This window comes from Aquincola tertiaricarbonis (assembly GCF_023573145.1).
Taxonomy (GTDB): Bacteria; Pseudomonadota; Gammaproteobacteria; order Burkholderiales; family Burkholderiaceae_C; genus Aquincola; species Aquincola tertiaricarbonis_B.
The window spans coordinates 730741-752757 of sequence record NZ_CP097635.1 but is presented as its reverse complement, the minus strand read 5'-3'; the positions used below and the strand labels follow the sequence as shown (position 1 = coordinate 752757).

Sequence of the window (22017 nt, the reverse complement as noted above, 5' to 3'; positions counted from 1 at the left end):
TCCGCGACTCGGTCGTGTGAATCGAAGCACTCAGCATGGGAAGCGCGCGGACAGAAAGCGGTCAGAGGCTCCGAACCGCCAAAGCGTCAGCGACTGTTGTGGGGCGCAAGGCCGACCGCTGAGTTCGGCCAGGAGCCGACCCGGTGGCGGGCGGCAACTGCCTGGCGTCTTACGCAGACCCCGGTCGCGACGATCAGGTGCCAGACTTGTTCGGTGAGTCCGTATTCGGTGTGCCGTCTTCGCGCAGGTCCGTGTTCGGCTTGATCGCCGGTGAACCTGCGCCCCGGGACACATCGACACGTTCCTCGACATGACGCAAGAACTCGTCGACCTCCTCGGTCGAGTGTCGGGAAGGCTCGATGTGGGAGGGCTTTTCGGGTGTCGTAGTGATTCCTTCGGCGTGCCGGGGCGACTTTCGAGCGTGGCCCTCATGCGGTGGAAGCGTGGCTCCGTCATGCTGAGATCACCGCGTAGGAAAACATCTTCAACGCGGCTGCGCCGGCAGTCCATTGCGCGCCGCGTGGATCGTTCCCTCAGCGCAGCCCGAAATAGCCGAGCACGAAGAGCACGATGACGACGGCACCGACGAGCCAGACGATTCAGTTCATGAAGGTTATCCTTTGATGTGGCGGAGTGCGTGAAAGCTAGGCAGCCCAGCGCACCTCGACCTTGCCTCACGCAAAGCACTCTAGGCCTTGTCAGACAGTTGCTCTGTGCGTTGGCGAACGGGTCCCAGCCAACTGCCATCGGGTCTCGTCCGGTTGGCGGCCATGAATCGATCGCCAATGTCGGCTTTGCCGCCGGTAGTTTCAGGTGGGTAGCCGGCAGCTCAGGGTCGTGGGGAGCCGGCGAGCCGCCAGCCGCGGAAGGCGGCGATGCGATGGACAAGCGACGTTCGTGGGCTTGCTGACTGCTTGGGGCCGCATCGCCGCCTCTCGCAATGTCGAGCCGAAGTCACGCGGCCGGCCACGAGCAGTCATCAACGAACGGCAGCTTTCGGGCTGTTCATCGCCCCAGCGGCCACCCAGAGCGAACCAGATCAGGCGCCCGCGCGCAACTCCCTTACGCCGCGGCCCAGCTTGCGACGCAACAAGGCGCGCAGGGTCACCCCGTCCGCGTAGCCGACCTGCGCGGCAATCTGGTCGATGCTCTGGCTGCCAGTGCGCAGCAGGTGCACAGCACGCTCGACACGTAGATCCTGGAAGTACGACAGTGGTGACTTGCCCAACACACCCTGCAGGCGCCGCGCCAAGGTGCGTTCGCTGGCCCCCGCTGCGACGGCCGCCTCGGCCAGCGAGAACCCGTGCGCGAGCTGCTGTCGGGCCCAGACCTCGAAGCGCTGGACCACCGGGTCGGCATGGGCGAGGTGATCGGGGATCACGAACTCAGCTTGCGAGCCGCGTGCCTCGACCAGCAGGTAACGCGCCGCCAGCGCCGCCAGCGTCGGGCTGCAGCTGCGCACGATGCTCAACGCCAGATCAAGGTGGGCCAAGGCGGCACCGGCCGTGGTGAAGTCGGCCGAGTTCACGAGCATGCGGGAATCATCGAGCAGCACGCGCGGATAGCGCTGCCGGAACATCGGCGCCAGCCACCATGAGGTCGTGGCGCGTTGACCGTCGAGCAGCGCGCTCTCCGCCAGCAAGAAGGTGCCGGTGCAGGCGGCACCGACCGCCGCTCCGGCGCCGAACCACTGCTGCAACGCGACGACCGCGTCGGCCACGTCCGCACATGCCAGCCGCGCCGCGAGCGTGTCCGGCATCTTGGCGCCGAGCGCGGGCACGAGCACAACGTCGGGGTTGCGCACAGCGTGCACCGGCACCACGGGCACCGTCAGACCCTGCGCAGTGCGCACGCGTCGCCGCACGCCGACCAGCGTGACTTCGATGGGTGCTGGCGCCTGCGCCAGCGAGCCCGCCAGTTCGCCGGCCGTGCTCAGCGTGTCAGTGAGGGCCGCCAGGCCCAGGTCGAACACGCCATCCAAGACAAGAAGGTGAAGGCGCATGGCGGGAATGATATCAATGTTGGCCTTCCTGCCACTCGTGGACGGCGCCGGCAAGACTTAGTCTGCGGACTCCCTCATGCAACCACCCTGCATCGCAAGGATCACGCCATGACCAAGTTCGCCCTCTTCCTCCGTCTCGAAGCCAAGCCTGGCCAGGAGGCCGCCGTTGCCGACTTCCTGGCCGGCGCGCTGCCGCTGGCCAACGCCGAGTCGGGCACCACCGCCTGGTTCGCATTGAAGTTCGGCCCTTCGACTTTCGGCGTGTTCGACGCCTTTGCCGACGAGGCGGGTCGCCAGGCCCACCTGAACGGCCCCATCGCAGCGGCTTTGATGGCCAACGCAGCGGTGTTGTTCAGTGCGCCGCCGAACATCGAGAAGATCGATCTGCTGGCGGCGAAGTTGCCTGGCTGACGGGCCAAACTCGGCGCCGCACTTGCACCGCCCTCCGTCTTCACAGGACTGCCATGACCGGCACCGCCTGCTTCGAACTCTTCTCGTTTTGGCGCACCTCCGCGACCTATCGTGTGCGCGTCGCCTTCAACCTGAAGGGCGTGACGCCGCAGGAGCACAACATCAACCTCGATGCCGGCGAACAACGCAGCGAGGCCTTCCTGAAGCTGAATCCGATGGGCGCCATCCCGGCGCTCGTGGACCACGGTCCCGGCCGTTCGACAACGCCCGCTAACCCAGTCGCTGGCGATCCTGGAATTCATCGACGAGAGCTTCCCGACGCCCGCGCTGCTGCCGGCCGATGCCCACGGCCGTGCCCGCGTGCGCTCGTTGGCCGCGATGCTGGCCGCCGACACGCACCCGCTCATCACGCCGCGGGTGAAGAAGTACCTCACCGCCAACAGCGGTTTCGACGATGCGGCCTGGCGCGCCTGGCAGATCCACTGGTTCACCACGGGCTTGCAGGCGTTGGAGCAGCGCTTGGCCGGCGAACCCGGGACTGGCGCCTTCTGCCATGGCGACACACCGACGATCGCCGACATCTGTCTGGCCAGCATCATCGTGGTGACGCGCATCTTCAAGATCGAAGTGCCTGGCACCCCGACCGTGATGCGCGTGATGGCGGCCTGCGAGCAGCTGGATGCCTTGGCCGCGGCGGACCCGCGCCGTCAAGTCGGCGCGCCGCAGGCCTGAAGGCCGTCATGCGGCTTCAGACCGCCAGCTGCCGCATCAGCGCCTCGCGATCGGCGGCCTTTGTGCCATCGCCCGCCATCACCACCGCGCCGCGCTCCAGCACGTAGAAGCGCTGCACCAGCGCGATGGCGCGGTGCATGTTCTGTTCCACCAGCAGGATGGGGATGCCGTCACGGCGCAGGCTGTCCATCAGCGTGAAGATCTCGTCGACGATCTTCGGCGCCAGGCCTTCGGTGGGCTCGTCGATCAGCAGCAGGCGCGGCTTGCCCACCAACACGCGCGCCATCGCCAGCATCTGCTGTTCGCCGCCCGACAGCGTGGTACCCATCTGCTGGCGGCGTTTGCCCAGGCGCGGGAAGCGGGTGTAGATGGCGTCGAGCTGGCGCCGGTCTTGGGGTAGTCGTACCTTTGGTGCAGATTGGTGCGCTGTGATCTGAGAACCCGTTGCACGACAAGCACTTACAATTCCGGCTCTTCCGAGATCTGCAGATTTTTCGTGCTGATTGGTGCGCTTCGTCTCGGGCACCCGTGCGATGCCGGATCCCGCTGACTCACGCGTTCGGCCCGGTCAGACCTCTTCGCTCCGGTCGCGAAACTCCAGCTTGAACTGCCAGCCCTCGAAGGTCGCCACCATCCGTCCGAACTCGTCCCAGGGGGTCTCACGGCCGTCAATCACGATCATCGGCACACGATTGTCCTCGTCGGGATCGCTGTCGACGGTCCCTCGTAGCACCAAGCCATCGTTCACCTGCGGTCCGTGGTCAGTGTCCTCGATGTGGGTGAGAGCCAAGGCACGGCGCATCTTGACAATGAGCTTGCCGAGCAACTCCAGAGGGTCGTCGTCTGGCTCCCCGATCACCTGAAACCGATACCCGGCAGGGCCGCCATCGCGCAACTCGAACGCGTCGATCGCCAAGCCGGTGCCGCACAGCCAGGTGCGGAACCGGAACTCGTGCTCCGCCCCGCGCCCGTCGAGCATGCGGATGGGCTCGAACGCCACGTGCTCGAACCCCTGCAGCCCGAGTCGGGTGGCGGCGGCCTCGTTGAAGCATCGGCTGCAGAGCCGCCGGTAGCCGGCCTCCATCGACCCGTAGTTCACGACATCGTGGTCGTCCGCGGGTTGATGGCAGGCATCGCAGGTGATGGGCGGCATGGTTTGCAGGGTGTGTGAAGGCGAGGCGACTGTAGGCTACGACCGCGGAGCTGCCAACCGATCGGTCACCTGCTTGGCCCGCCGCGCATCGTCGGTGTGAAGGTACATCGAGGTCGTGGCCAGCGAGGCGTGCCGCAGGTTGTCGCGCACCGTGGTCAGCTCGGCGCCGCCTTGGAGCAGGTGAGTGGCGTGCGTGTGCCTTGTCCAATGCGGCGTGGCCAGTCGCAGCTTCTCGGCCAGCGCCGGGGTGCCTTCCTCCACGACGTCGGCTGCGGTGCTGAAGAACCGCTTCATCACTCGCCACAGGCGCCACGACGAGATCTGGTTTCGATCATCGCCAAGGCTGCCAATCAGTGGGGTATACGGACGCCACTTCGAGGGCGTCACGGGTAGTCCCCGTTGAACGAGGTAGCGATCGAGCGCGGCGCGGGCCAACGGAGGCAGCACGACCTTGCCGGCCTTGTGGCCCTTGCCGACGACCCGGATCCAGGTGTCGCCGTGTGCGTCTGCTTCGATCGCGCCAAGTAGCGCGCCCACGAGCTCGCTGATTGGAAGGCCCGTGGCATAAGCAAAGTCCAGCATGAACCGCAGCCGCTGCGCGGCTGGCTCGCTCCAGCCGTAGGACGACTCCAGGCCATCGGCCACCACCCGGACGAGCTTGCACTCGTGCTCGGCGAAGGCGTGAGACGTGTCGAGCTGCGCCGGCCGGCCGCCTCGCACCTTGACGCCGGCAAACGGATTGGCCAGCACATAGCGCTGCTCGATGAGCCAGCGGTGCAGGGCATTGAGCACCGATAGCGCGTACGCGGCCGAGCGTGCCGAGAGGTCACCCGCGAAGGGACGCCACGCCGGCGACGACCTCGGCTGCGGCGCGCCGACCCAGCGCGCGCGAGGGCTCGGATGACGCAGAAATGCACGGTAGGCAATGGCGTCCTCGGTGGTCAGCGACGACAAGGCCCGCCCGCGCTCGACGATTGCCCACAGGATCAGCCGTTCGGCCTTCTTGCGGTAGGCACGCTGGGTCGCTGCCGACTCGTGCAGCGACAGCCAGGCGTTCACGGCCTGATAGTCGTTGCTGGCGGCGAGTGCGCATCTGGCCCGCGGGGCACGGAAGGTGCCCCGCGAGCCATCGACGTCTTCGGGGACGACCAGTCGCTCCCAGGGAACCAGTTCTTGGGCCTGTGCCACCGTCACCAGCGCACGAGCGCGTTCAGTCAGCGCGGGATGCTGGGCAAAGAAGGCCTCGATGTGGCGGGCGCCCGCCGGCCCGAGTCCCTCGATGCCGGCCCACCACCGCCGCCGCCTCGGTACGCGGAGGGTCAAGTCAGCCAGCGTGCGGATGCCCGCAGCGCGCAGCACGCCCACGAGCCGCACGGGTAGCCATCGCTCGACGGCGTCGCCGATGAGCGGCTGCGGAGATGGCATCCCGCGCAGTGTCTCGATGGCGGCGGCGGCAGCCTTGGCGAGTTTCCGGTCGAACGGACTGGACGCTACGAGCACGGCGGCCATGTCCGCCTGTGCACGGCTCGTCGCGAAGACCACGAGCTGGCGCTTGATCCGCCCGATAACCGAGCGCGCCGATGCGCCGGCGGCATGGCGATCGGGCAGATAGCGGTCCACGGCGGCGCGACTGGGCACCCCTGGAAGCCAGGCGCGGTACGCGGCCAGCGCAGCCTCGTCCGGCCAGGATGGGTCTTTGTGCGAGGCCGACGCCGATGACGGCTCGATTTCCATGCATGCCAGCTTAGATCGGCAGCATGTCTACCAAGCTAATGTTGTAATCTTGGCAGCACTATTGATGAACATGCTCGCCAGCGAACTCTCACCGCGGTGAGAGTCTCGGTTGCCCGGGAGGCAGGTGCAGCCAAGATTGAGGCTCCAGAAAGCTGCCGCTCGCGAAGACCAACCATCGGCCAGGAGCCGCCGCTCGCAAAGGACAGGTTTAGGCTTGCACGCTGCAATCTTGCGAGGTGTCTCGCTCAGGCCTACCAGACGTCGTAGCCCGCCTCGCGCAAGCCGATCGCGAACTCCACGTCCATATCCCGCGCGCCCTCGTAAGTCATTGGGTTGTAGACCTTGTACAACTCTTGCAGCAGAAGCGGGCCGTACTCAAGGACGAATCAATTGACCGCAGCATGGGCGTAGGCAGTATGCGCGACAGTGCTGTTGATGGCGACGCGTGATACAGAATCAGCCCATATCGTTGACTCCAAGCCCACGACAGGAGTAGGTCAGACCTACGAACCAAGCGCAAATTGCGCTCTGTAGAACCTCGGTGAGCGTGAGAAGCCTGCGGCCAATGGAAGGTCTGCACCTTGCGGTGCCAACCTGCGGAACTGGAAACAGGCTTGGCCTCGTCGTGTCGAGGTGCCTTTGTCCTTCCCACTGGCAAGTCACCTGATTGCGGCAGGCTGACGGTACGTTCACACTTCCAGGCCAGTCTCAATCAATCAGCAAGAGTTCGCCTTGTCCTCCGCCGTCAAGATCTTCCAGGGCCGCTTCGGCCGCGTCGCCCTGCTCGACATGGACGCGCCCCTGGTCGGCCATGCGCATCACCACTGCCACATCCTGATCAAGGCCGGCGGCGCGGACAGCGCGTTCAGCGTGCGAGGCGAGCGCGCGCCGCTCACCGACGAGTCGGCTGTGCTGGTCAACGCCTGGGAGCATCACGCCTACGAGCACGATGCGCCCCCGGGACAGCGCACGCTGATCCTAGCCTTGTATATCGAGCCGAACTGGCTGGCGGAGCTGCAGCGGTCGCTGGCACTGTCGGCGCATCCGCGTTTCTTTCCCCAGAAATGCGTGGCGATCACGCCGCAGACCAAGCGCATCGCCGAGGAGTTCGTGCTCGAGATGTGGTGGGCCGACGAGGTGTCGCCCGCGCGTATGGAGGAACTGCTCTTCAACCTCATCATCGCGGTGATCGAGAGCTACTCCGGCTGGCGCGATCTGGTCTCGCTGCTGCGCGCCAAACCACCGGCGGCGATGGACCCGCGCGTGCGCCGTGCGATTGCGCTGATGCGGGAAGACGTTGCGCACGAGCTCGAGGTTGATGCCTTGGCCGCGCGCAGCGGCCTGTCGCGGGCCCATTTCTTCACGCTGTTCCAGCGCGACACGCAGGTCACGCCGCTGGTCTACGCCAACGTGCTGAGGTTCGAGGCGGCGGTGCAGCGCCTGTCGCGGGGGCAGGAGCCGGTCAGCGCGGTGGCGCACGAGCTGGGCTTCTCGGCGCCTGGCCACTTTGCGCGCTTCTTCCGGCAGCACCTGGGCATCACCCCGACGGACTATCGCCGCGCGGTCAACCTCTTCGAGCCGCCGGACGATGCCGGCCCCGGCCAGCCGCCGGTGATCTGACGTCGCAACGGGCCCCTCTTGGGCCCGTTGTCATTGCTGCCGTGCCGGGACGTTGCTGCAAAGCAGCATGGAACTGGCCAGACTTTTCGGTCAGCGATAGGACGATCTGGATCTTTGCCGGACGCTTGCGTTCACGCCTGCATGCCGAGCCTGTCGACACTGCGTCACACCGCAGAACGACAAGCAGGAGACAGGCTTGCACAGCGACCCGGGCCTCGCCGAGGCCCTCACCCCACGCCACATCGGGCGACCGATCGAGCGCCACGAAGACGCCGCGCTGCTGACCGGCCGCGGCCGCTTCGCGGACGACCTGGGCGAGCCCCCCGGCACGCTGCAGGCGGCCGTGCTGCGCAGCCCGCATGCGCATGCCGAGCTGCTGGCGGTCGACGCCTCGGCAGCCCTGGCGATGCCGGGCGTGCGCGCCGTGCTGACCGGCGAGGACGTTCAGCGCTGGTCGCAGCCCTTCGTCGTGGGCGTGAAGGCGCCGATGCAGCACTGGGCGCTGGCGGTGGACCGCGTGCGCTACAGCGGCGAGCCGGTCGCGGTGGTGATCGCCGACGACCGCTACCTGGCGGAGGACGCGCTCGATGCGATCCGCGTCGAATACCGCGCCCTGCGTGCCACGGTCGACATTGCCGAGGCCAGCGAGGCCGGTGCACCGGTGCTGCACGAGGCGGTGGGCAGCAACGTCGTCAACGAGCGCTTCTTCCGCTATGGCGATCCGGAGCAGGCCTTCGCGGGCGCGGCGCGGCGTGTCGCCCTGACCGTGCACTACCCGCGCAACAGCTGCACGCCGATCGAGTGCGGCGTCGTGGTGGCCGAACACCAGCCCGAGGCCGACGGCGGCCATGCCTACGAAGTGCTGTCGAACTTCATGGGCCCGTTCTCGCTGCACTCGGTGATGTCGCTGGCCCTCGGCGTGCCGGCCAACAAGCTGCGTCACCGGGTGCCGCGCGACAGCGGCGGCAGCTTCGGCGTCAAGCAGGCGGTGCTGCCCTATGTGGTGCTGATGTGCCTCGCCTCGCGCAAGGCCGGCGCGCCAGTGAAGTGGGTGGAAGACCGGCTCGAGCACCTCGGCGCCGCCACCTCGGCCACGGCGCGGCTGACCCACATCACCGCCGCGCTCGACGGCGAGGGTCGCATCACCGCGCTCGACTGGGACCAGCGCGACGACGTCGGCGCCTATCTGCGTGCGCCGGAGCCGGCCACCTTCTACCGCATGCACGGCGCGCTCAGCGGCGCCTACGACATCCCCCACCTCGCGGTGCGCAACCGCGTGGTCGTGACGAACAAGACGCCCACCGGCCTGGTGCGCGGCTTCGGTGGGCCGCAGGTCTATTACGCGCTCGAGCGGCTGATGGACCGCATCGCCGTCGAGCTCGATGAAGACCCGGTCGCGCTGCGGCTGCGCCACTACGTGCGGCCGCAGCAGTTCCCGTACACCGCGGCGGCCGGTGCCGTGCTCGACTCGGGCGACTACCACCGCCTCACCGACATGGCGATGGCCGCGGCGCGCGAGCAGGGACTGTGGCAACGCCAGTCCGCGGCACGGACGGCAGGGAAGCTCTACGGCATCGGCGTAGCCGCAATCGTCGAACCCTCGGTGTCGAACATGGGCTACATCAGCACCGTGCTGACGCCCGAGCAGCGTGCCAAGGCCGGGCCGAAGAACGGCGCGATCGCCAGCGCGACGGTAGCCATCGACCTGCTCGGCGGCATCAACGTGGTGGTGGCCTCGGCGCCCGCAGGCCAGGGCCACATGACCGTCTGCGCCCAGGTGGTCGCCGACGTGTTCGGGCTGCAGCCGGCGCAGGTCGTGGTGAACGTCGAGTTCGACACCGCGAAGGACGCGTGGAGCGTGGCGGCCGGTAACTACAGCAGCCGTTTCGCCGGCGCCGTCGCCGGTACGGTTCACTTGGCGGCCACACGGCTGCGCGACAAGCTGGCGCGCATCGCGGCGCCACAGTTCGGCTGTCCGGCGCAGCGGCTGCGCTTCGAGGGCGGCGCGGTCTTCGATGAACACAATCCCGAGCGTCGCCAGCCCTTCGCGCGCCTGGCCGCCAATCCGCACTGGGCGCCGGCCTTGCTGCCCGAGGGCGAAGAACCGGGGCTGCGCGAGACCGCCTTCTGGACCGCGCCGACGCTGGCCGCGCCCGACGCCCAGGACCGTGTCAACACGTCGGCCGCCTACGGCTTCGTGTTCGACGTCTGCGGCCTCGAGGTCGATCCGGCCACCGGCCGCGTGCGCATCGACCGCTATGTCACCGGCCACGATGCCGGCAAGCTGCTCAACCCGGCGCTGGCCGACGGCCAGATCCGCGGTGCCGTCGCCCAGGGCTTGGGCGCCGCGCTGATGGAGGAGTTCCGCTACGGCGCCGACGGCAGCTTCCAGAGCGGCACGTTCGCCGACTACCTGGTGCCCACCGCTTGCGAGGTGCCCGACCCGGTGATCGTGCACCTCGAGACGCCCAGCCCGTTCACGCCGTTGGGCGCCAAGGGTCTCGGCGAGGGCAACAACATGAGCACGCCGGTGGCGGTGGCCAATGCTTTCGCCGATGCGCTGCGGCCGCTGCGCGATCTCGCCGACGTGCGGCTGCCGCTCACGCCGTCACGTGTGCTGGCCGTCATCGGCGAGGCCGAGCCGGTGCCGCCCGAGGGGCTGGTGCGCAAAGCCGAACCCGCCCGCGTGGCCGGCGGCCTGGCCCTGCAGGCCAGCGGCAGCGTGGATATCGCCGCGCCGCCGGAGCAGGTGTTCGCGGTGCTGCTCGATCCGGCAGCGCTGGCCCGGGTCATCCCCGGATGCCATGCGCTGCAGCCCGAGGGCGAGCACCGCTACCGTGCCGACGTTACCGTCGGCGTGGGGCTGGTGAAGGCGCGCTACGAGGCGCGCATCGAGCTGTCGGAGATCGACGCGCCGCGCAGCCTTCGCCTGGCCGGTTCAGGACAGTCGTCACTGGGCACCGGAGCCGGCAGCGGCACGGTGAGGCTCGAGGCCACCGCGTCCGGCACGCGCCTGCACTACGACTATGCGGCACAGGTGGGCGGCAAGGTCGCGGCGGTGGGCAGCCGCATGCTCGAAGGCGCCGCCCGCATCGTGCTGGCCCAGCTGTTCGAATCGCTCGGCCGGCAGGCCATGGGCCAGGCCGCGGTTCGCACGGGCTCGTGGTGGCAGCGCCTGCTGTCTTGGCTGGGAGTGCCTCGATGAAGCCGGCAGCCTTCGAGTACCAGCGCGCCGAGACGGCCGCGGAAGCCGCGGCGGTGCTTGCGCAGCTCGGCGACGAGGCGCGCATCCTCGCCGGCGGGCAATCGCTGATGGCGGTGCTCAACATGCGCCTGGCCCGGCCGCAGCGCCTGGTCGACATCTCGCGCTCGTCGGCGCTGGCCAAACTGCGCGTCGACGGCGCCATGCTGCACGTCGGCGCGGCAGTCACCCAGGCCATGCTCGAGTGGCGGCCGGGGTTGGCGCAGGAACTGCCGCTGCTGGCGCTGGCCTTCCCGCACATCTCGCACTTCCAGATCCGCAACCGAGGTACGGTGGCCGGCAGCATCGCGCACGCCGACCCTTCCGCCGAGCTGCCGCTGGCGCTGCTCGCTCTGGGCGGCGAGATCTGCCTGCGCAGCGCGCGCGGCGCACGCCGCGTGGCCGCCCAGGACTTCTTCACCGGCATGCTGCTCACCGCGCGCCGGGCCGACGAACTGGTCGAGGCCGTGCGCTTCCCGCTGGCCACGGCCGGCCAGGGCCACGGTTTCGAGGAGTTTGCGGTCCGCCATGGCGACTTTGCCATCTGCGCCGTGGCGGCGGTGGCCGATGCGCGCCGGCTGCGCATCGCCGTCGGCGGCGTCGCCGACCGCCCGGTGGCGCGTGATCTGCCGCTGCTCGACGGCGCCGCGCTCGACGACGCCCTCAACGAACTCGCCTGGTCGCTCGACGTGCGCGACGAGCCGCAGGCCAGCGCGGCGCTGCGGCGCCAGCTGGTCCGCCGCCTCGGCCGCCGCGCTGCCGATCGGGCCCTCACCACCCGGAGACCTGCATGACCGTGCTGGACGCCCGCGCCGAACATCCGGTGCGCCTCACGCTGAACGGCCGCGAGCGATGTGCCAGCGCATCGCCACGTCGGCTGCTGTCGGACTTCCTGCGCCACGACCTCGGCGCCACCGGCACCCACGTCGGCTGCGAGCACGGCGTGTGCGGCGCCTGCACGGTGCAGATCGACGGCGTCGCGCAGCGGGCCTGCCTGACGCTGGCGGTGCAGGTCGACGGCCGCGAGATTCGCACCGTCGAAGGCCTGGCCGGCCAGGAGGAGGTTCTGCAGGACCTGCAGGCCGCCTTCAAGCGCCACCATGCGCAGCAATGCGGCTTCTGCACGCCCGGCATCCTGATGTCGTGCACGGACTGGCTCGCGCGCATCGCCGGCCGTGGCGTGCCGGACGAGGAACAGGTGCGCGAGATGCTGTCCGGGCACCTGTGCCGCTGCACCGGCTACACACCGATCGTCGCCGCGGTGATGGACGTGGCGCGTGCGCGTGCCGCGCAGGGGGCCTCGCATGCTTGACCTCGGCCGCACCTTCCTGCAGAGCGTCGAGCGCAGTCCGCGCCAGGTCGCGATCGTCGACGGCGGCCTGCGCCTGAGCTACCTCGAGTGGGCAGGCCGGATCGGCGCCGTGCAGCGCGGGCTCGCCGACGCCGGCCTCGCGCGTGGCGACCACCTGCTTGTGGTGCTCCAGAACCGCTGGGAGATGGCCACGCTGCACTGGGCCTGCCAGTTCGCCGGCATCGTGATGACGCCGCTCAACTGGCGCGCCAAACCGGAAGAGATCGACTACTGCCTGGCCGATGCCGAGGCGAAGGCGATCGTCTGGGAGCCGGTCGAGGACGCCGCGGTGGCTGCTTCCTCGGCGGCGAGCCGGGCGCTGCGCATCGGCGTGGGCGAAGTGCACGGCGCGACGCTGCACTTCGAGGACTGGATGACAGCCCCGGACGAGCCCGTGCCGCACGCCGAGGCGTCGGATTGGTCGCTGATGCTCTACACCAGCGGCACCACCGGCAGGCCCAAGGGCGTGCCGCGACGCCAGCGCGCCGAACGCATCGCCGCGCTGGCGCATGTGGCGCAGAACCGCTATGCGGTGGGCGAGTGCACGCTGGGCGTGATGCCGCTGTACCACACGATGGGCGTGCGCTCGCTGCTGTCGCTGGCGCTGATCGACGGGCGCATCGTCTGCATCCCGCGCTTCGACGCCGCTCGCGCGCTCGCGGCGATCCGCGACGAGCAGGTGACGCATCTCTACCTGGTGCCCACGCTCTACCACGATCTGCTGTCACACCCCGACTTCGCCGCCACCGACGTCCGCAGCGTGCGCAAGCTCGGGTTCGCGGGTGCGCCGATGCACGACGCGCTGCTGCAGCGCTTGCAGGCGGCCTTCGAGCCGGAGCTGTTCGTCAATCACTACGGCAGCTCCGAGATCTACACCTTCTCGATCAACCAGCGTGCGGCCGAGAACCCCGGGTGTGCGGGACGTGCCGGGCTCAATACGCGGCTGCGTGTCGTCAAGCTCGACCAGCGCGACCCGGAGCGCCTGGCTGCGCCGATGGAAGAGGGCCAGATCATCGCCGAGCTGCGCAGCGACGAAGCCTTCGAGGGCTACCACAAGCGCCCCGATGCCGACGCGAAGAGCCTGCACCGCGGCTGGTACTTCACCGGCGACACCGGCTACGTCGACCCCGAAGGCGATCTGTTCGTCACCGGCCGCGTCGACGACATGATCATCAGCGGCGGCGAGAACATCTCGCCGGTCGACATCGAGTCCGTGCTGTCGCTCCACCCCGCCGTCGACGAGGTGGCCGTGGCCGGGCTGCACGACGAGCGCTGGGGCCAGAAGGTCGTCGCCTTCGTGAAGGCGAGCCGGCCGGTGGACGCGCAGGCGCTGGACGCGCACTGCCGCGACAGCGACCTCGTCAATTTCAAGCGCCCGCGCGACTACGTCTTCCTGCGCGAAATCCCCAAGAGCCCGGTCGGCAAGGTGCTGCGGCGCAAGTTGCAGTCGGGCGAGTACGAGCCCGCCCTTCCGGAGCTGCCTTCCATCCCCCCGGCCTGAGGAGAACGCGCCGCCATGGCCCATCTGCACACCGCTGCCCACACCAGCCTGCGAGGCTGGCTCCGCCATCTCGCCGCCAGCGACCGCCTTGCCGCCATCCGGCCCGGCGTGGCGCTCGAACACGAGCTTGCCGCCATCGCCAAGCGTCTCGACGGACGGCAGGCGGCTCTCTTTCCGCACCCAGGGGGTCACCCGATGCCGGTGATCTCCGGCTTCATGTCACGGCGCGCCTGGATCGCTGAAGCGATGGGTGTCCCGGAGGCCCGCCTGCTGCAGCACTTCCGTGCGGCTGCCGAGAAGCCGCTGGCCTGGCGGGAAGTGGACCCAGCCGCAGCGCCGGTGCAGCAGATCGTGCACCGCTTCGCCGGCGGCGCCGCCGACATCCGCGCACTGCTGCCCGTCCCGACGCACAGCGAACACGATCATGGCGCCTACATCACCGCCGGCCTGGTGATCGCCAGGAATCCGCGCACCGGCGTGCAGAACGTCTCGATCAACCGGATCCAGATCCACGGCCCCGACCGGCTCGGCATCCTGATCCTGCCGCGCCACCTGCATGCCTTCTTCGCGGCCGCGGAAGCGCAGGACGAAGCGCTGGAGGTGGCGATCGCGATCGGCGTGGACCCGCTGACGGCGCTCGCCTCGCAGGCCATCGCCCCGATCGACTGCGACGAGCTGGAAATCGCGGGCGCCCTTCATGGCCAGCCGCTGCCGGTCGTGAAGTGCCTGACCAACCAGGTGCGCGTGCCTGCCGAGGCCGAGATCGTCATCGAAGGCCGGCTGCTGCCCCGCGTGCGCGAGCCGGAGGGTCCGTTCGGCGAGTTCCCGAAGTACTACAGCGCCCGCGAGGAACGCGAAGTCATCGCGATCGATGCCGTGACCCACCGCCGCGACCCCGTGTTCCACACCATCGTGCCGGCCGAGATGGAGCACCTCCTGCTCGGCGCGATCCCGCGCGAGGCCACCTTGCTGGCGCATCTTCAGCGCAGCTTCCCCAACGTGACCGACGTGCACCTGACGGTCGGCGGTGTCGCGCGCTACCACCTCGTCGTGCAGCTGAGGAAGACGCGCGAAGGGCAGGCCAAGAACGTCATGCTCGGCGCCTTCGCCGGGCACTACGACGTCAAGCAGGTGATCGTGGTGGACGAGGATGTCGACATCCACGATGCGAACGAAGTCGAATGGGCCGTGGCCACGCGCTTCCAGGCCGACCGCGACCTCGTCGTGATCGCCGGCGCGCAGGGCTCCGCGCTGGATCCGTCGACCACGGTCGGCTTCGCCGGCAACAAGCCCTCGCCCGAGTGGCAGGGCTACGGCGCCAAGATGGGGCTCGACGCGACCAAGCCGCTGGCCAGCGCCGAGCATGTCTTCACGCGCGTGCGAATTCCCGGCGAACGCGATGTCGATCTTGCCCAGGCCGTGGCGGCCACCGGCGCCGCCGCCCTGGTCGGCACGCCGCTGCAGGCCGAATGAAGCGCCTCATCGTCGCGATCACCGGTGCCAGCGGCGCCGTCTACGGGGTGCGGCTGCTGCAGCTGCTGCGTACCGTGCCCGGGGTGGAGACGCACCTCGTGCTGTCCCAGGCAGGCGGGCTGACGGTGGCGCAGGAACTGGACATGACGCGCAGCGATTTGGAAGCGCTGGCCGACGTCGTTCACAGCCCGCGCGACATCGGCGCGTCGGTGGCCAGCGGCTCCTTCGTCACCGAAGGCATGGTGGTGGCCCCCTGCTCGATGAAGACCCTGGCCAGCATCGCGCTCGGCCTGGCGGACAACCTCGTCAGTCGGGCCGCCGACGTGGTGCTCAAGGAGCGGCGCCGCCTGGTCCTGCTGGCGCGCGAGACACCGCTGAACCAGGCGCACCTGCGCAACATGCTGGCGGTCACCGAAATGGGCGGGGTGATCTGCCCGCCGGTGCCTGCGTTCTACCAGCGCCCGCAGTCGCTCGACGAGGTCGTCGAACACACCTGCGTGCGGGTGCTCGACCTGTTCGGCCTGGGCGACAGCGCGGCCGCTGCTTCCACCCTCGCCGTGCGTCGCTGGTCGGGGCTCGCCCCGTCGACGAGCGCTTGACCCTCGACACATCAACCCGGAGACAAGAATGAAGATCATCGCCCTTGCGGCCGCTGCCGCCTCCACCTTGCTGGCCAGCCTGCCGGCGGCCGCCAAGCTGAACTCCTGCGATGGCCCCATCGTGTTCGGCACCACGCTCAGCGAGACCGGCCCCTTCTCGACGCTGGCCGACCGCTGGCGCAAGATGACCGAGGTCTTCGCCGAGGAGATCAATAAGAGCGGCGGCATCGCGGTCAAGGCCTGCAACAAGAAGCTGCCGCTGCAGTTCGTGATCTACGACGACCAGAGCGTGCCGGCCACGGCCGTGCAGCTCTACGAGAAAATGGCCACCGTCGACAAGGTCGACTTCTTCGTCGGTCCCGACTGGAGTTCGATCGGCGGCCCGGTCCCGCCGATCGCCGACAAGTACCAGATCCCGATGGTGATGGCCAACGTGGCCACGCCGGCACTCTACGACCGTGGTCTCAAGTACACCTGGGGCACGCCCTTCCCGGTCGTTCCCAACTGGTCGGCGCGCTACTTCGACATGCTGACCAAGGTCAGTCCGAAGCCGCAGTCGATCTACTTCATCACCCACGACAACCCGGTGATGAAGGGTATCACCGCGACCTGGAGCAAGAAGGCCGAGGCGCAGGGCCTGAAGGTGCTCGGCAACGAGACCTTCAGCCCCGAGCTGAAGGACTTCACCGCGCTGATCGCCAAGGTGCGCGCCGCCAAGGCCGACGTCATCTACATCAGTGCGTACGACAACGCTTCGGTGCCGCTGGTGCAGCAGATGCGACAGCTGAAGGTGCGCGCGATGGACGTGCACCACACGATGCTGACGGGCGCGCTGGCGCGCCAGGTGGGTGCCGACATCGAGGGCATGACCGGTGAGCTGAGCTGGTACCCCGGGGTGAAGGGGGCCTACAGCGAGCTGGTCGAGACGGTGATGCAGCGCTCCAACGTCACGATGTTCGACTACATCTGGACGCTGGGCCGGCTGACCTCGTACCTGGCGATGGTGCAGGGCATCGAGAAGGCCGGCGTGGTCGATCGAGAGAAGGTGCGCGAGGCGCTCTTCAAGGCGACGATCAAGAGCCCGGCCGGCGACGTCAGTTTCGACGAGCGCGGCTTCCCGAACACGAGCGCCTTCACCGTGCAGATGCAGAACGGGAAGGTAAATGTGGTGTGGCCGCCGGAGGTCGCCACCGGAAAGCTCGCCTGGCCTTCGCCGAGCTGGCAGCAGTGACGCCAGGGCCCGCATATCCATCATGGAAGTCCTGCTTCAGGTACTGATCGGCGGCATGTTGCTCGGCGGGCTGTACGCGCTGGTCGCGTTCGGTCTCTCGCTGATCTACGGCGTCGTCCGCATCCTCAACTTCGCGCACGGCACGCTGCTGGCGGTCTGCGGCGTGGCGGCGAGCCTGGCCTTCTCGGCCTGGCAGATGCACCCGGCGCTGATTGCGGCGCTGCTCGCGCCGCTGCTGTTTGCCTTCGCCTGGGCCTACTATCACCTGCTGCTGCGTCCGCTGGCCTCGCGCAACCACTTCGAAGGCACCGTGGGTACGGTGCTGGTCACAGTGGGTACGCTGATGATCCTGTCGGACCTGACCGCCAAGGCGGCCGGTGCGACCCAGCGCAACATCCCGCTGCGCCTGCCGGCGCTGGAGTTCGGTGAGATCGTCGTCTCCAGTACGCAAATGCTGATCCTCGGCGGCACCGTCGTGCTGACGATCGTCATGCACCTGCTGCTCAAGCACACCTGGTTCGGCCGGGCGGTGCGGGCGGTGACCCAGGACGCCGTCGGCGCGCAGATCTGCGGTGTGCGCAGCGTGCACATGAAGGCGCTCACCTTCGCCTTCGGCTCGGCCACCGTCGCGGTGGCGGCGGTGCTGTACGTGCTGTCCTTCCCGGTCGATCCCTACATGGGCTTCGGCCTGACGGTGAAGGCCTTCACGATCATCGTCGTCGGCGGCATCGGCAACCTGCCGGGCGCGCTGCTGGCCGGCGTGTTCCTCGGCGTGGCCGAGGGGCTCACCGGCCTGTACTGGAAGCCGGAGTGGGCCCCGGCGCTGAGCGTGATCGCGATGCTGCTGATCCTGGTCGTCTGGCCCAAGGGGCTGGGGAGGTCGGCATGAAGGGGCTGCACCGTCTGCCCCCTCTGCTGGGGCTGGGCCTGGTCGCGGCGCTGCTCGTGCTGCCGTTCAGCGGCAATGCCTACCTGACCACGTTCGCCTTCACGGTGCTGATCGCCTACATCCTCGGCCAGAGCTGGGATTGGGTGGCCGGCGAGATGGGCTACGTCAACCTGGGCCACTATGCCTTCTACGGCATCGGTGCCTATGCCTTCGCCATCGTGCTCGTCGGCGGATCGCCGTTCTGGCTGGCCTTCGTGGCGGCGCTGGGCGTCACGGCCGTCGCCGCGCGTCTGCTCGCGGTGCCGCTGTTCCGCCTGCACGGCGACTACTTCGCCTTCGCGTCGCTCGCGCTGCTGCCGCTGCTAGAGGTGCTGGCCTATAACCTGACACCGATCACGCGAGGCGCCGACGGCATCGTCCTGCCGGTGGCCCAGGTGCTCCAGCCGGCCTATCTCATCGCGCTGGCCGTGTGCGTGGTCACCTTCGTCGTCACGCTGCGCATCCACGGCGCCCGCTTCGGCTATGCGCTCAAGAGCATCCGCAATGACGAGCAGGTGGCGGAGACGGTGGGGGTGCGCATCGCGCCGGTCAAGCGCCGCGTGCTGGTGCTCTCCAGCCTGTTCGGCGCCGCGGCGGGGGCTCTGCAGGCCTGGCAGATGAGCTACATCGACCCTGCCACCGTCTTCGGACTGAACGTCGCCCTGGCACCGATCGCGATGGTGCTGTTCGCCGGCTCGGGATTGCGCTACGGGCCGCTGATCGGCGTGCTGCTGCTCGCCTCCATGCAGCAATGGCTGCTGGTCAGCGTCAAGGGATTCCAGGCCACGCTGTATGGCGCGACCCTGCTGCTCATCGGCCGCTTCATGCCGGGCGGCTTCCTGCGCGCGAAGTGGGTGCGGCGCGTTCCGGGTCTTGCGGAGTTCGGCCGCGAGCATCACGAACATGCGACGGCCTCCGCCATGCAGGCGCCTGGACAGGCCGGCGGCGAACTTCCGCTGCCGACTCTGCAGGTCGCCGGGGAGCGGCCTCTCATCGAACTGCAAGGCGTACGCATGCAGTTCGGCGGCAATGTGGCCGTCAACGACGTCAGCCTGTCCATCCGCGCCGGCGAGATTGTCGGGCTGATCGGTCCCAACGGTTCCGGCAAGACGACGCTGTTCAACTGCATTTCCCGGGTCTATACACCCACCGCGGGGCGAGTGCTGTTCGACGGACAAGACCTCGCAGACCTGGGGCGCGATGGCATCGCGCGACTCGGAGTCGGACGCACATATCAGATTCCGCGTCCGTTCTCCGACCTGACGGTGCAGGAGAACATCGCCATCCCTCTGATGTTCGGCGCGAATCCGCTGTCGCCGCGCGATGCCCTTCGCGAGGCGCGGGCGTTCGTCGACTACGCAGAACTCGGCCCGCGGCTTTACGACCGCGCTGACGCGTTGTCGGTGCAGGAGAAGAAGGCGCTCGAATTCGCACGCGCGCTGGCGTGCCGCCCGCGGCTGCTGCTCGTCGACGAGGTGGCGTCGGGTCTCACCCCCGCCGAGGTGAGGCGCTTTGTCGAACACATCCGCCACGTGCGCGACCGCTACGGCATCACCGTGATCTGGGTCGAGCACATCTTCTCCGCCCTGGAACAGGTCGTCGACCGCGTGATTGCGCTCGAGCAAGGCGTGCTGATCGCCGACGGCCCGCTCGACGCTGTGGTCAGGAACGAGCGGGTGCTCGCCACCTATCTGGGCGCCGCCGCAACGGCCCCCCAGGCCTCTGCACCACCGTTGCTGATTCGAGGAGTTGCCTGATGCTCAGCCTGACCCGACTCGCTGTCGATCACGGCAAGCTGCGTGCGCTGTGGGACGTCTCGATGCACGTGGGGCACGGTGAACGTGTCGCCCTGCTCGGTGCCAACGGGGCCGGCAAGTCCACGGCGATGGGTGCCATCGTCGGTCTGTACGCCGTGGCATCCGGCGGCATCGAGTTCGATGGCGCACCGTTGCAGCGCGCCTCCACAGCGCAAACCGTCGGCCGCGGCATCGCGCTGGTGCCGGAAGGACGGCGGCTGTTCCCCGGAATGACGGTTCAGGAGAACCTGGCCATGGGCGCCTACGCCGCGGCGTCCCGGCGTGCACTCGACGAGCCCCTGGAGCAGGTTTTCGGCCTTTTTCCGATCCTGCGCCAGAAGGCCAGGCAGAACGCCGGCGAACTCAGTGGCGGGCAGCAGCAGATGGTGGCCATCGGCCGCGCGCTCATGTCGCGCCCGCGCCTGCTCCTGCTCGACGAGCCCTTCATCGGCGTGGCGCCTCTGTTGGTCGAAGAGATCCTCACCGCGCTGCGCCGCATCGCGGAGCAGGGCGTGACCATGCTGCTCGTCGAGCAGAACACCCATCGCGCACTCGACTTCGTCGATCGCGCCTACGTACTCGAGAACGGACGGACCGTGCTGGAGGGCAGCCGCGAGGACTTGCTCGGCGACCCGGCCTTTGCCGCCAAATTCCTGGGCCTCGAATGAACCTGGAGACACTTCAATGACGAGAGAAGAAGAGATCGTCGCGCGCTCGAATGCGTTCCGTGCGCAGTACCGCGCCGACACACCGGCCTGGTACCGCGGCGAAATGCATCTGGCTTTCACGCTGGTGTTCACCTTCGGCGTGATCCTCTACTGCGCCTCCCGCCTGCAGCAGCCCTCGTGGCTGGAGTGGGTCGGCGTGGTGCTGCCGATGTTCCTGTTCGGCAACTGGGCCGAATGGGCGGCGCACCGCTACCTGCTGCACAGCCCGAAGAGTCTGCTGAAGTCGGCCTACAAGCGCCACGTCAACACGCACCACCAGTTCTTCTCGCACAAGACGCTGGACTACCACGGCCATCGCGACTGGCGGGCTCTGCTGTTCCCCCCGTTCGCCCCGGTGCTGTTCGTGCTGGCGGCGCTTCCGCCTGCCCTGCTGCTGGGCGCGGTGTGGACTCCCAACACCGGCTACATCGCGATGCTGACCATGGCCGCGTACTTCCTGATGTACGAGGGGCTGCACACGCTGTCCCACATCGAACATCCGCTGCTCGACCGCCTGCCGCTCGTCAACACCGTGCGGCGCATGCACGTGCTGCATCACAACCCGGACTTCATGCACACCCGCAATTTCAATCTCACCTTTCCGATCTGCGATGCGCTGTTCGGCACCAGCGACCTGGACAAGGGCGTGATCGGCACGCTGTTCAACGGCATGTCCGACGCAGCCCGCAAGCCCGAGGACCGCGCCCGTGTCGAGGCGCAGCAAAGTGAACGCGGCCGCGCTGCCGCCAGGAGTCTTTGATGCCCCTTCGTTCCGAGGCACGGCTGGAAGGCCGGACCGCCATCGTGACCGGCGCCGCGCAGGGCATCGGTGCACGCTACGCCGCGGCGCTGGCTGCCGCGGGCGCTGCCGTGGCCTGCTGCGACGTGCTCGATGCCGAGCCGGTGGCAGCACGTATTCGTGATGCCGGGGGGCGCGCGATCGCACTGCGGGTCGACGTCACGTCACCCGAATCGGCGCGGACGATGGCGGCAGCCACGCTCGATGCCTTCGGTCGCATCGACGTGCTGGTCAACAACGCCGGACTGTTCGCCAACCTGGCCATGAAGCCGTTCGACCAGATCGACGCCGCCGAGTGGGACCGGGTGATGGCGGTCAACGTGCGAGGCAGCTTCGAGTGTGCCAAGGCGGTCGCACCGCAGATGCGCGCGCAGGGCTACGGCAAGATCGTCAACATCGGATCGGGCACCGTGTTCAAGGGAGCCCCGATGCTGCTGCACTACGTGGCCTCCAAGGGTGCCGTTACCGCCATGACCCGTGCGCTGGCACGCGAGCTCGGCGATGCCGGCATCCGCGTCAACACGCTGTCGCCGGGGCTGACCGCCAGCGAGAACACGCTGGCCAATCCGGCGTGGCAGGGCGCGGTGAGCGCCAACAACATTGCCAGCCGCGCGATCAAGCGCGAGGTCACCCCCGAGGACTTGTGCGGCACGCTGGTCTATCTCGCTAGCGCGGAGAGCGACTTCGTCACCGGCCAGGTGATCGTGGTCGACGGCGGCTCGGTGATGCATTGACGAGG

At 68.5% G+C, this 22017-nt stretch carries 19 protein-coding genes and 1 pseudogene; 16 read left to right on the top strand and 4 right to left on the bottom strand.

What is annotated here, in order from left to right; translation table 11 throughout:
* Positions 1-1039: 1039 nt before the first annotated feature.
* Positions 1040-2002: a GlxA family transcriptional regulator gene (locus MW290_RS03430; protein ID WP_250195916.1), complete on the bottom strand. Its 963-nt coding sequence runs from the start codon at positions 2000-2002 to the stop codon at positions 1040-1042.
* Positions 2003-2110: 108 nt separating this feature from the next.
* Here MW290_RS03430 and MW290_RS03425 point away from each other — a divergent pair, with 108 nt between their 5' ends.
* The 3 genes and pseudogenes from MW290_RS03425 to MW290_RS03415 all read left to right on the top strand — a co-directional run bounded on the left by MW290_RS03425 (position 2111) and on the right by MW290_RS03415 (position 3145).
* A complete protein-coding gene (locus tag MW290_RS03425) occupies positions 2111-2413 on the top strand; it encodes a putative quinol monooxygenase (RefSeq protein ID WP_250195915.1) in 303 nt (100 codons plus the stop codon).
* 53 nt (positions 2414-2466) lie between these two features.
* A pseudogene (locus MW290_RS03420) lies at positions 2467-2601 on the top strand (thioredoxin domain-containing protein); the annotation flags it as partial.
* Positions 2602-2773: 172 nt separating this feature from the next.
* Entirely contained in the window at positions 2774-3145 is a 372-nt protein-coding gene (locus MW290_RS03415) for a glutathione S-transferase C-terminal domain-containing protein (protein WP_250195914.1), read from the top strand.
* Between the two features lie 16 nt (positions 3146-3161).
* On the opposite strand, the gene MW290_RS03410 is transcribed toward MW290_RS03415, so the two are convergent.
* From MW290_RS03410 to MW290_RS03400, 3 genes are read right to left on the bottom strand one after another with little or no spacing between them, the layout of a single operon-like run.
* The gene (locus MW290_RS03410; protein WP_250195913.1) at positions 3162-3671 is read right to left on the bottom strand and encodes an ATP-binding cassette domain-containing protein; all 510 of its coding nucleotides are present in this window, start codon (positions 3669-3671) and stop codon (positions 3162-3164) included.
* A 42-nt stretch (positions 3672-3713) separates the two neighbouring features.
* Complete coding sequence (locus MW290_RS03405; protein WP_250195912.1) at positions 3714-4298, bottom strand: DUF7686 domain-containing protein; 585 nt, start codon at positions 4296-4298, stop codon at positions 3714-3716.
* Between the two features lie 36 nt (positions 4299-4334).
* Positions 4335-6026: a site-specific integrase gene (locus MW290_RS03400; RefSeq protein ID WP_375142825.1), complete on the bottom strand. Its 1692-nt coding sequence runs from the start codon at positions 6024-6026 to the stop codon at positions 4335-4337.
* 738 nt (positions 6027-6764) lie between these two features.
* Between MW290_RS03400 and MW290_RS03395 the strand changes: the two genes are divergently transcribed.
* From MW290_RS03395 to MW290_RS03335, 13 genes are all read left to right on the top strand, one after another.
* Positions 6765-7652: an AraC family transcriptional regulator gene (locus MW290_RS03395; protein WP_250195910.1), complete on the top strand. Its 888-nt coding sequence runs from the start codon at positions 6765-6767 to the stop codon at positions 7650-7652.
* 196 nt (positions 7653-7848) lie between these two features.
* Complete coding sequence (locus tag MW290_RS03390; RefSeq protein WP_250195909.1) at positions 7849-10857, top strand: xanthine dehydrogenase family protein molybdopterin-binding subunit; 3009 nt, start codon at positions 7849-7851, stop codon at positions 10855-10857.
* Positions 10854-11687: an FAD binding domain-containing protein gene (locus tag MW290_RS03385; protein ID WP_250195908.1), complete on the top strand. Its 834-nt coding sequence runs from the start codon at positions 10854-10856 to the stop codon at positions 11685-11687. The genes MW290_RS03390 and MW290_RS03385 overlap by 4 nt, the downstream gene beginning before the upstream one ends.
* On the top strand, positions 11684-12205 hold the full coding sequence (locus MW290_RS03380; RefSeq protein ID WP_250195907.1) for a (2Fe-2S)-binding protein: 522 nt from the start codon (positions 11684-11686) through the stop codon (positions 12203-12205). The genes MW290_RS03385 and MW290_RS03380 overlap by 4 nt, the downstream gene beginning before the upstream one ends.
* Positions 12198-13745: an AMP-binding protein gene (locus tag MW290_RS03375; RefSeq protein WP_250195906.1), complete on the top strand. Its 1548-nt coding sequence runs from the start codon at positions 12198-12200 to the stop codon at positions 13743-13745. The genes MW290_RS03380 and MW290_RS03375 overlap by 8 nt, the downstream gene beginning before the upstream one ends.
* A gap of 15 nt (positions 13746-13760) precedes the next feature.
* A complete protein-coding gene (locus MW290_RS03370; protein WP_250195905.1) occupies positions 13761-15218 on the top strand; it encodes a UbiD family decarboxylase in 1458 nt (485 codons plus the stop codon).
* Positions 15215-15817: a UbiX family flavin prenyltransferase gene (locus tag MW290_RS03365; protein WP_250195904.1), complete on the top strand. Its 603-nt coding sequence runs from the start codon at positions 15215-15217 to the stop codon at positions 15815-15817. Before MW290_RS03370 ends, MW290_RS03365 begins: the two co-directional genes overlap by 4 nt.
* Before the next feature lie 28 nt (positions 15818-15845).
* Positions 15846-17048 (top strand): amino acid ABC transporter substrate-binding protein, encoded by a 1203-nt coding sequence (locus MW290_RS03360; RefSeq protein WP_250195903.1) that lies wholly within the window; start codon positions 15846-15848, stop codon positions 17046-17048.
* A 22-nt stretch (positions 17049-17070) separates the two neighbouring features.
* Positions 17071-17937, top strand: a complete 867-nt coding sequence (locus tag MW290_RS03355) for a branched-chain amino acid ABC transporter permease (RefSeq protein WP_250195902.1) — start codon at positions 17071-17073, stop codon at positions 17935-17937.
* Positions 17934-19733 carry a branched-chain amino acid ABC transporter ATP-binding protein/permease gene (locus MW290_RS03350; RefSeq protein ID WP_250195901.1) on the top strand — a complete coding sequence of 600 codons (1800 nt, stop codon included), beginning with the start codon at positions 17934-17936 and terminating at the stop codon, positions 19731-19733. The genes MW290_RS03355 and MW290_RS03350 overlap by 4 nt, the downstream gene beginning before the upstream one ends.
* Complete coding sequence (locus MW290_RS03345) at positions 19733-20440, top strand: ABC transporter ATP-binding protein (RefSeq protein ID WP_250195900.1); 708 nt, start codon at positions 19733-19735, stop codon at positions 20438-20440. The genes MW290_RS03350 and MW290_RS03345 overlap by 1 nt, the downstream gene beginning before the upstream one ends.
* 16 nt (positions 20441-20456) lie before the next feature.
* Entirely contained in the window at positions 20457-21239 is a 783-nt protein-coding gene (locus MW290_RS03340) for a sterol desaturase family protein (protein ID WP_250195899.1), read from the top strand.
* Positions 21239-22012, top strand: a complete 774-nt coding sequence (locus MW290_RS03335) for an SDR family NAD(P)-dependent oxidoreductase (protein ID WP_259373454.1) — start codon at positions 21239-21241, stop codon at positions 22010-22012. The genes MW290_RS03340 and MW290_RS03335 overlap by 1 nt, the downstream gene beginning before the upstream one ends.
* Positions 22013-22017: the final 5 nt, after the last annotated feature.

What these genes read in the sequence shown, in the direction of transcription:
- MW290_RS03405 (WP_250195912.1), bottom strand. Translation starts at nt 4,298, where the DNA reads ATGCCGCCCATCACCTGCGATGCCTGCCATCAACCCGCGGACGACCAC.
- MW290_RS03355 (WP_250195902.1), top strand. Translation starts at nt 17,071, where the DNA reads ATGGAAGTCCTGCTTCAGGTACTGATCGGCGGCATGTTGCTCGGCGGG.
- MW290_RS03375 (WP_250195906.1), top strand. Translation starts at nt 12,198, where the DNA reads ATGCTTGACCTCGGCCGCACCTTCCTGCAGAGCGTCGAGCGCAGTCCG.
- MW290_RS03380 (WP_250195907.1), top strand. Translation starts at nt 11,684, where the DNA reads ATGACCGTGCTGGACGCCCGCGCCGAACATCCGGTGCGCCTCACGCTG.
- MW290_RS03340 (WP_250195899.1), top strand. Translation starts at nt 20,457, where the DNA reads ATGACGAGAGAAGAAGAGATCGTCGCGCGCTCGAATGCGTTCCGTGCG.
- MW290_RS03335 (WP_259373454.1), top strand. Translation starts at nt 21,239, where the DNA reads ATGCCCCTTCGTTCCGAGGCACGGCTGGAAGGCCGGACCGCCATCGTG.
- MW290_RS03430 (WP_250195916.1), bottom strand. Translation starts at nt 2,002, where the DNA reads ATGCGCCTTCACCTTCTTGTCTTGGATGGCGTGTTCGACCTGGGCCTG.
- MW290_RS03360 (WP_250195903.1), top strand. Translation starts at nt 15,846, where the DNA reads ATGAAGATCATCGCCCTTGCGGCCGCTGCCGCCTCCACCTTGCTGGCC.
- MW290_RS03385 (WP_250195908.1), top strand. Translation starts at nt 10,854, where the DNA reads ATGAAGCCGGCAGCCTTCGAGTACCAGCGCGCCGAGACGGCCGCGGAA.
- MW290_RS03370 (WP_250195905.1), top strand. Translation starts at nt 13,761, where the DNA reads ATGGCCCATCTGCACACCGCTGCCCACACCAGCCTGCGAGGCTGGCTC.
- MW290_RS03345 (WP_250195900.1), top strand. Translation starts at nt 19,733, where the DNA reads ATGCTCAGCCTGACCCGACTCGCTGTCGATCACGGCAAGCTGCGTGCG.
- MW290_RS03365 (WP_250195904.1), top strand. Translation starts at nt 15,215, where the DNA reads ATGAAGCGCCTCATCGTCGCGATCACCGGTGCCAGCGGCGCCGTCTAC.
- MW290_RS03350 (WP_250195901.1), top strand. Translation starts at nt 17,934, where the DNA reads ATGAAGGGGCTGCACCGTCTGCCCCCTCTGCTGGGGCTGGGCCTGGTC.
- MW290_RS03425 (WP_250195915.1), top strand. Translation starts at nt 2,111, where the DNA reads ATGACCAAGTTCGCCCTCTTCCTCCGTCTCGAAGCCAAGCCTGGCCAG.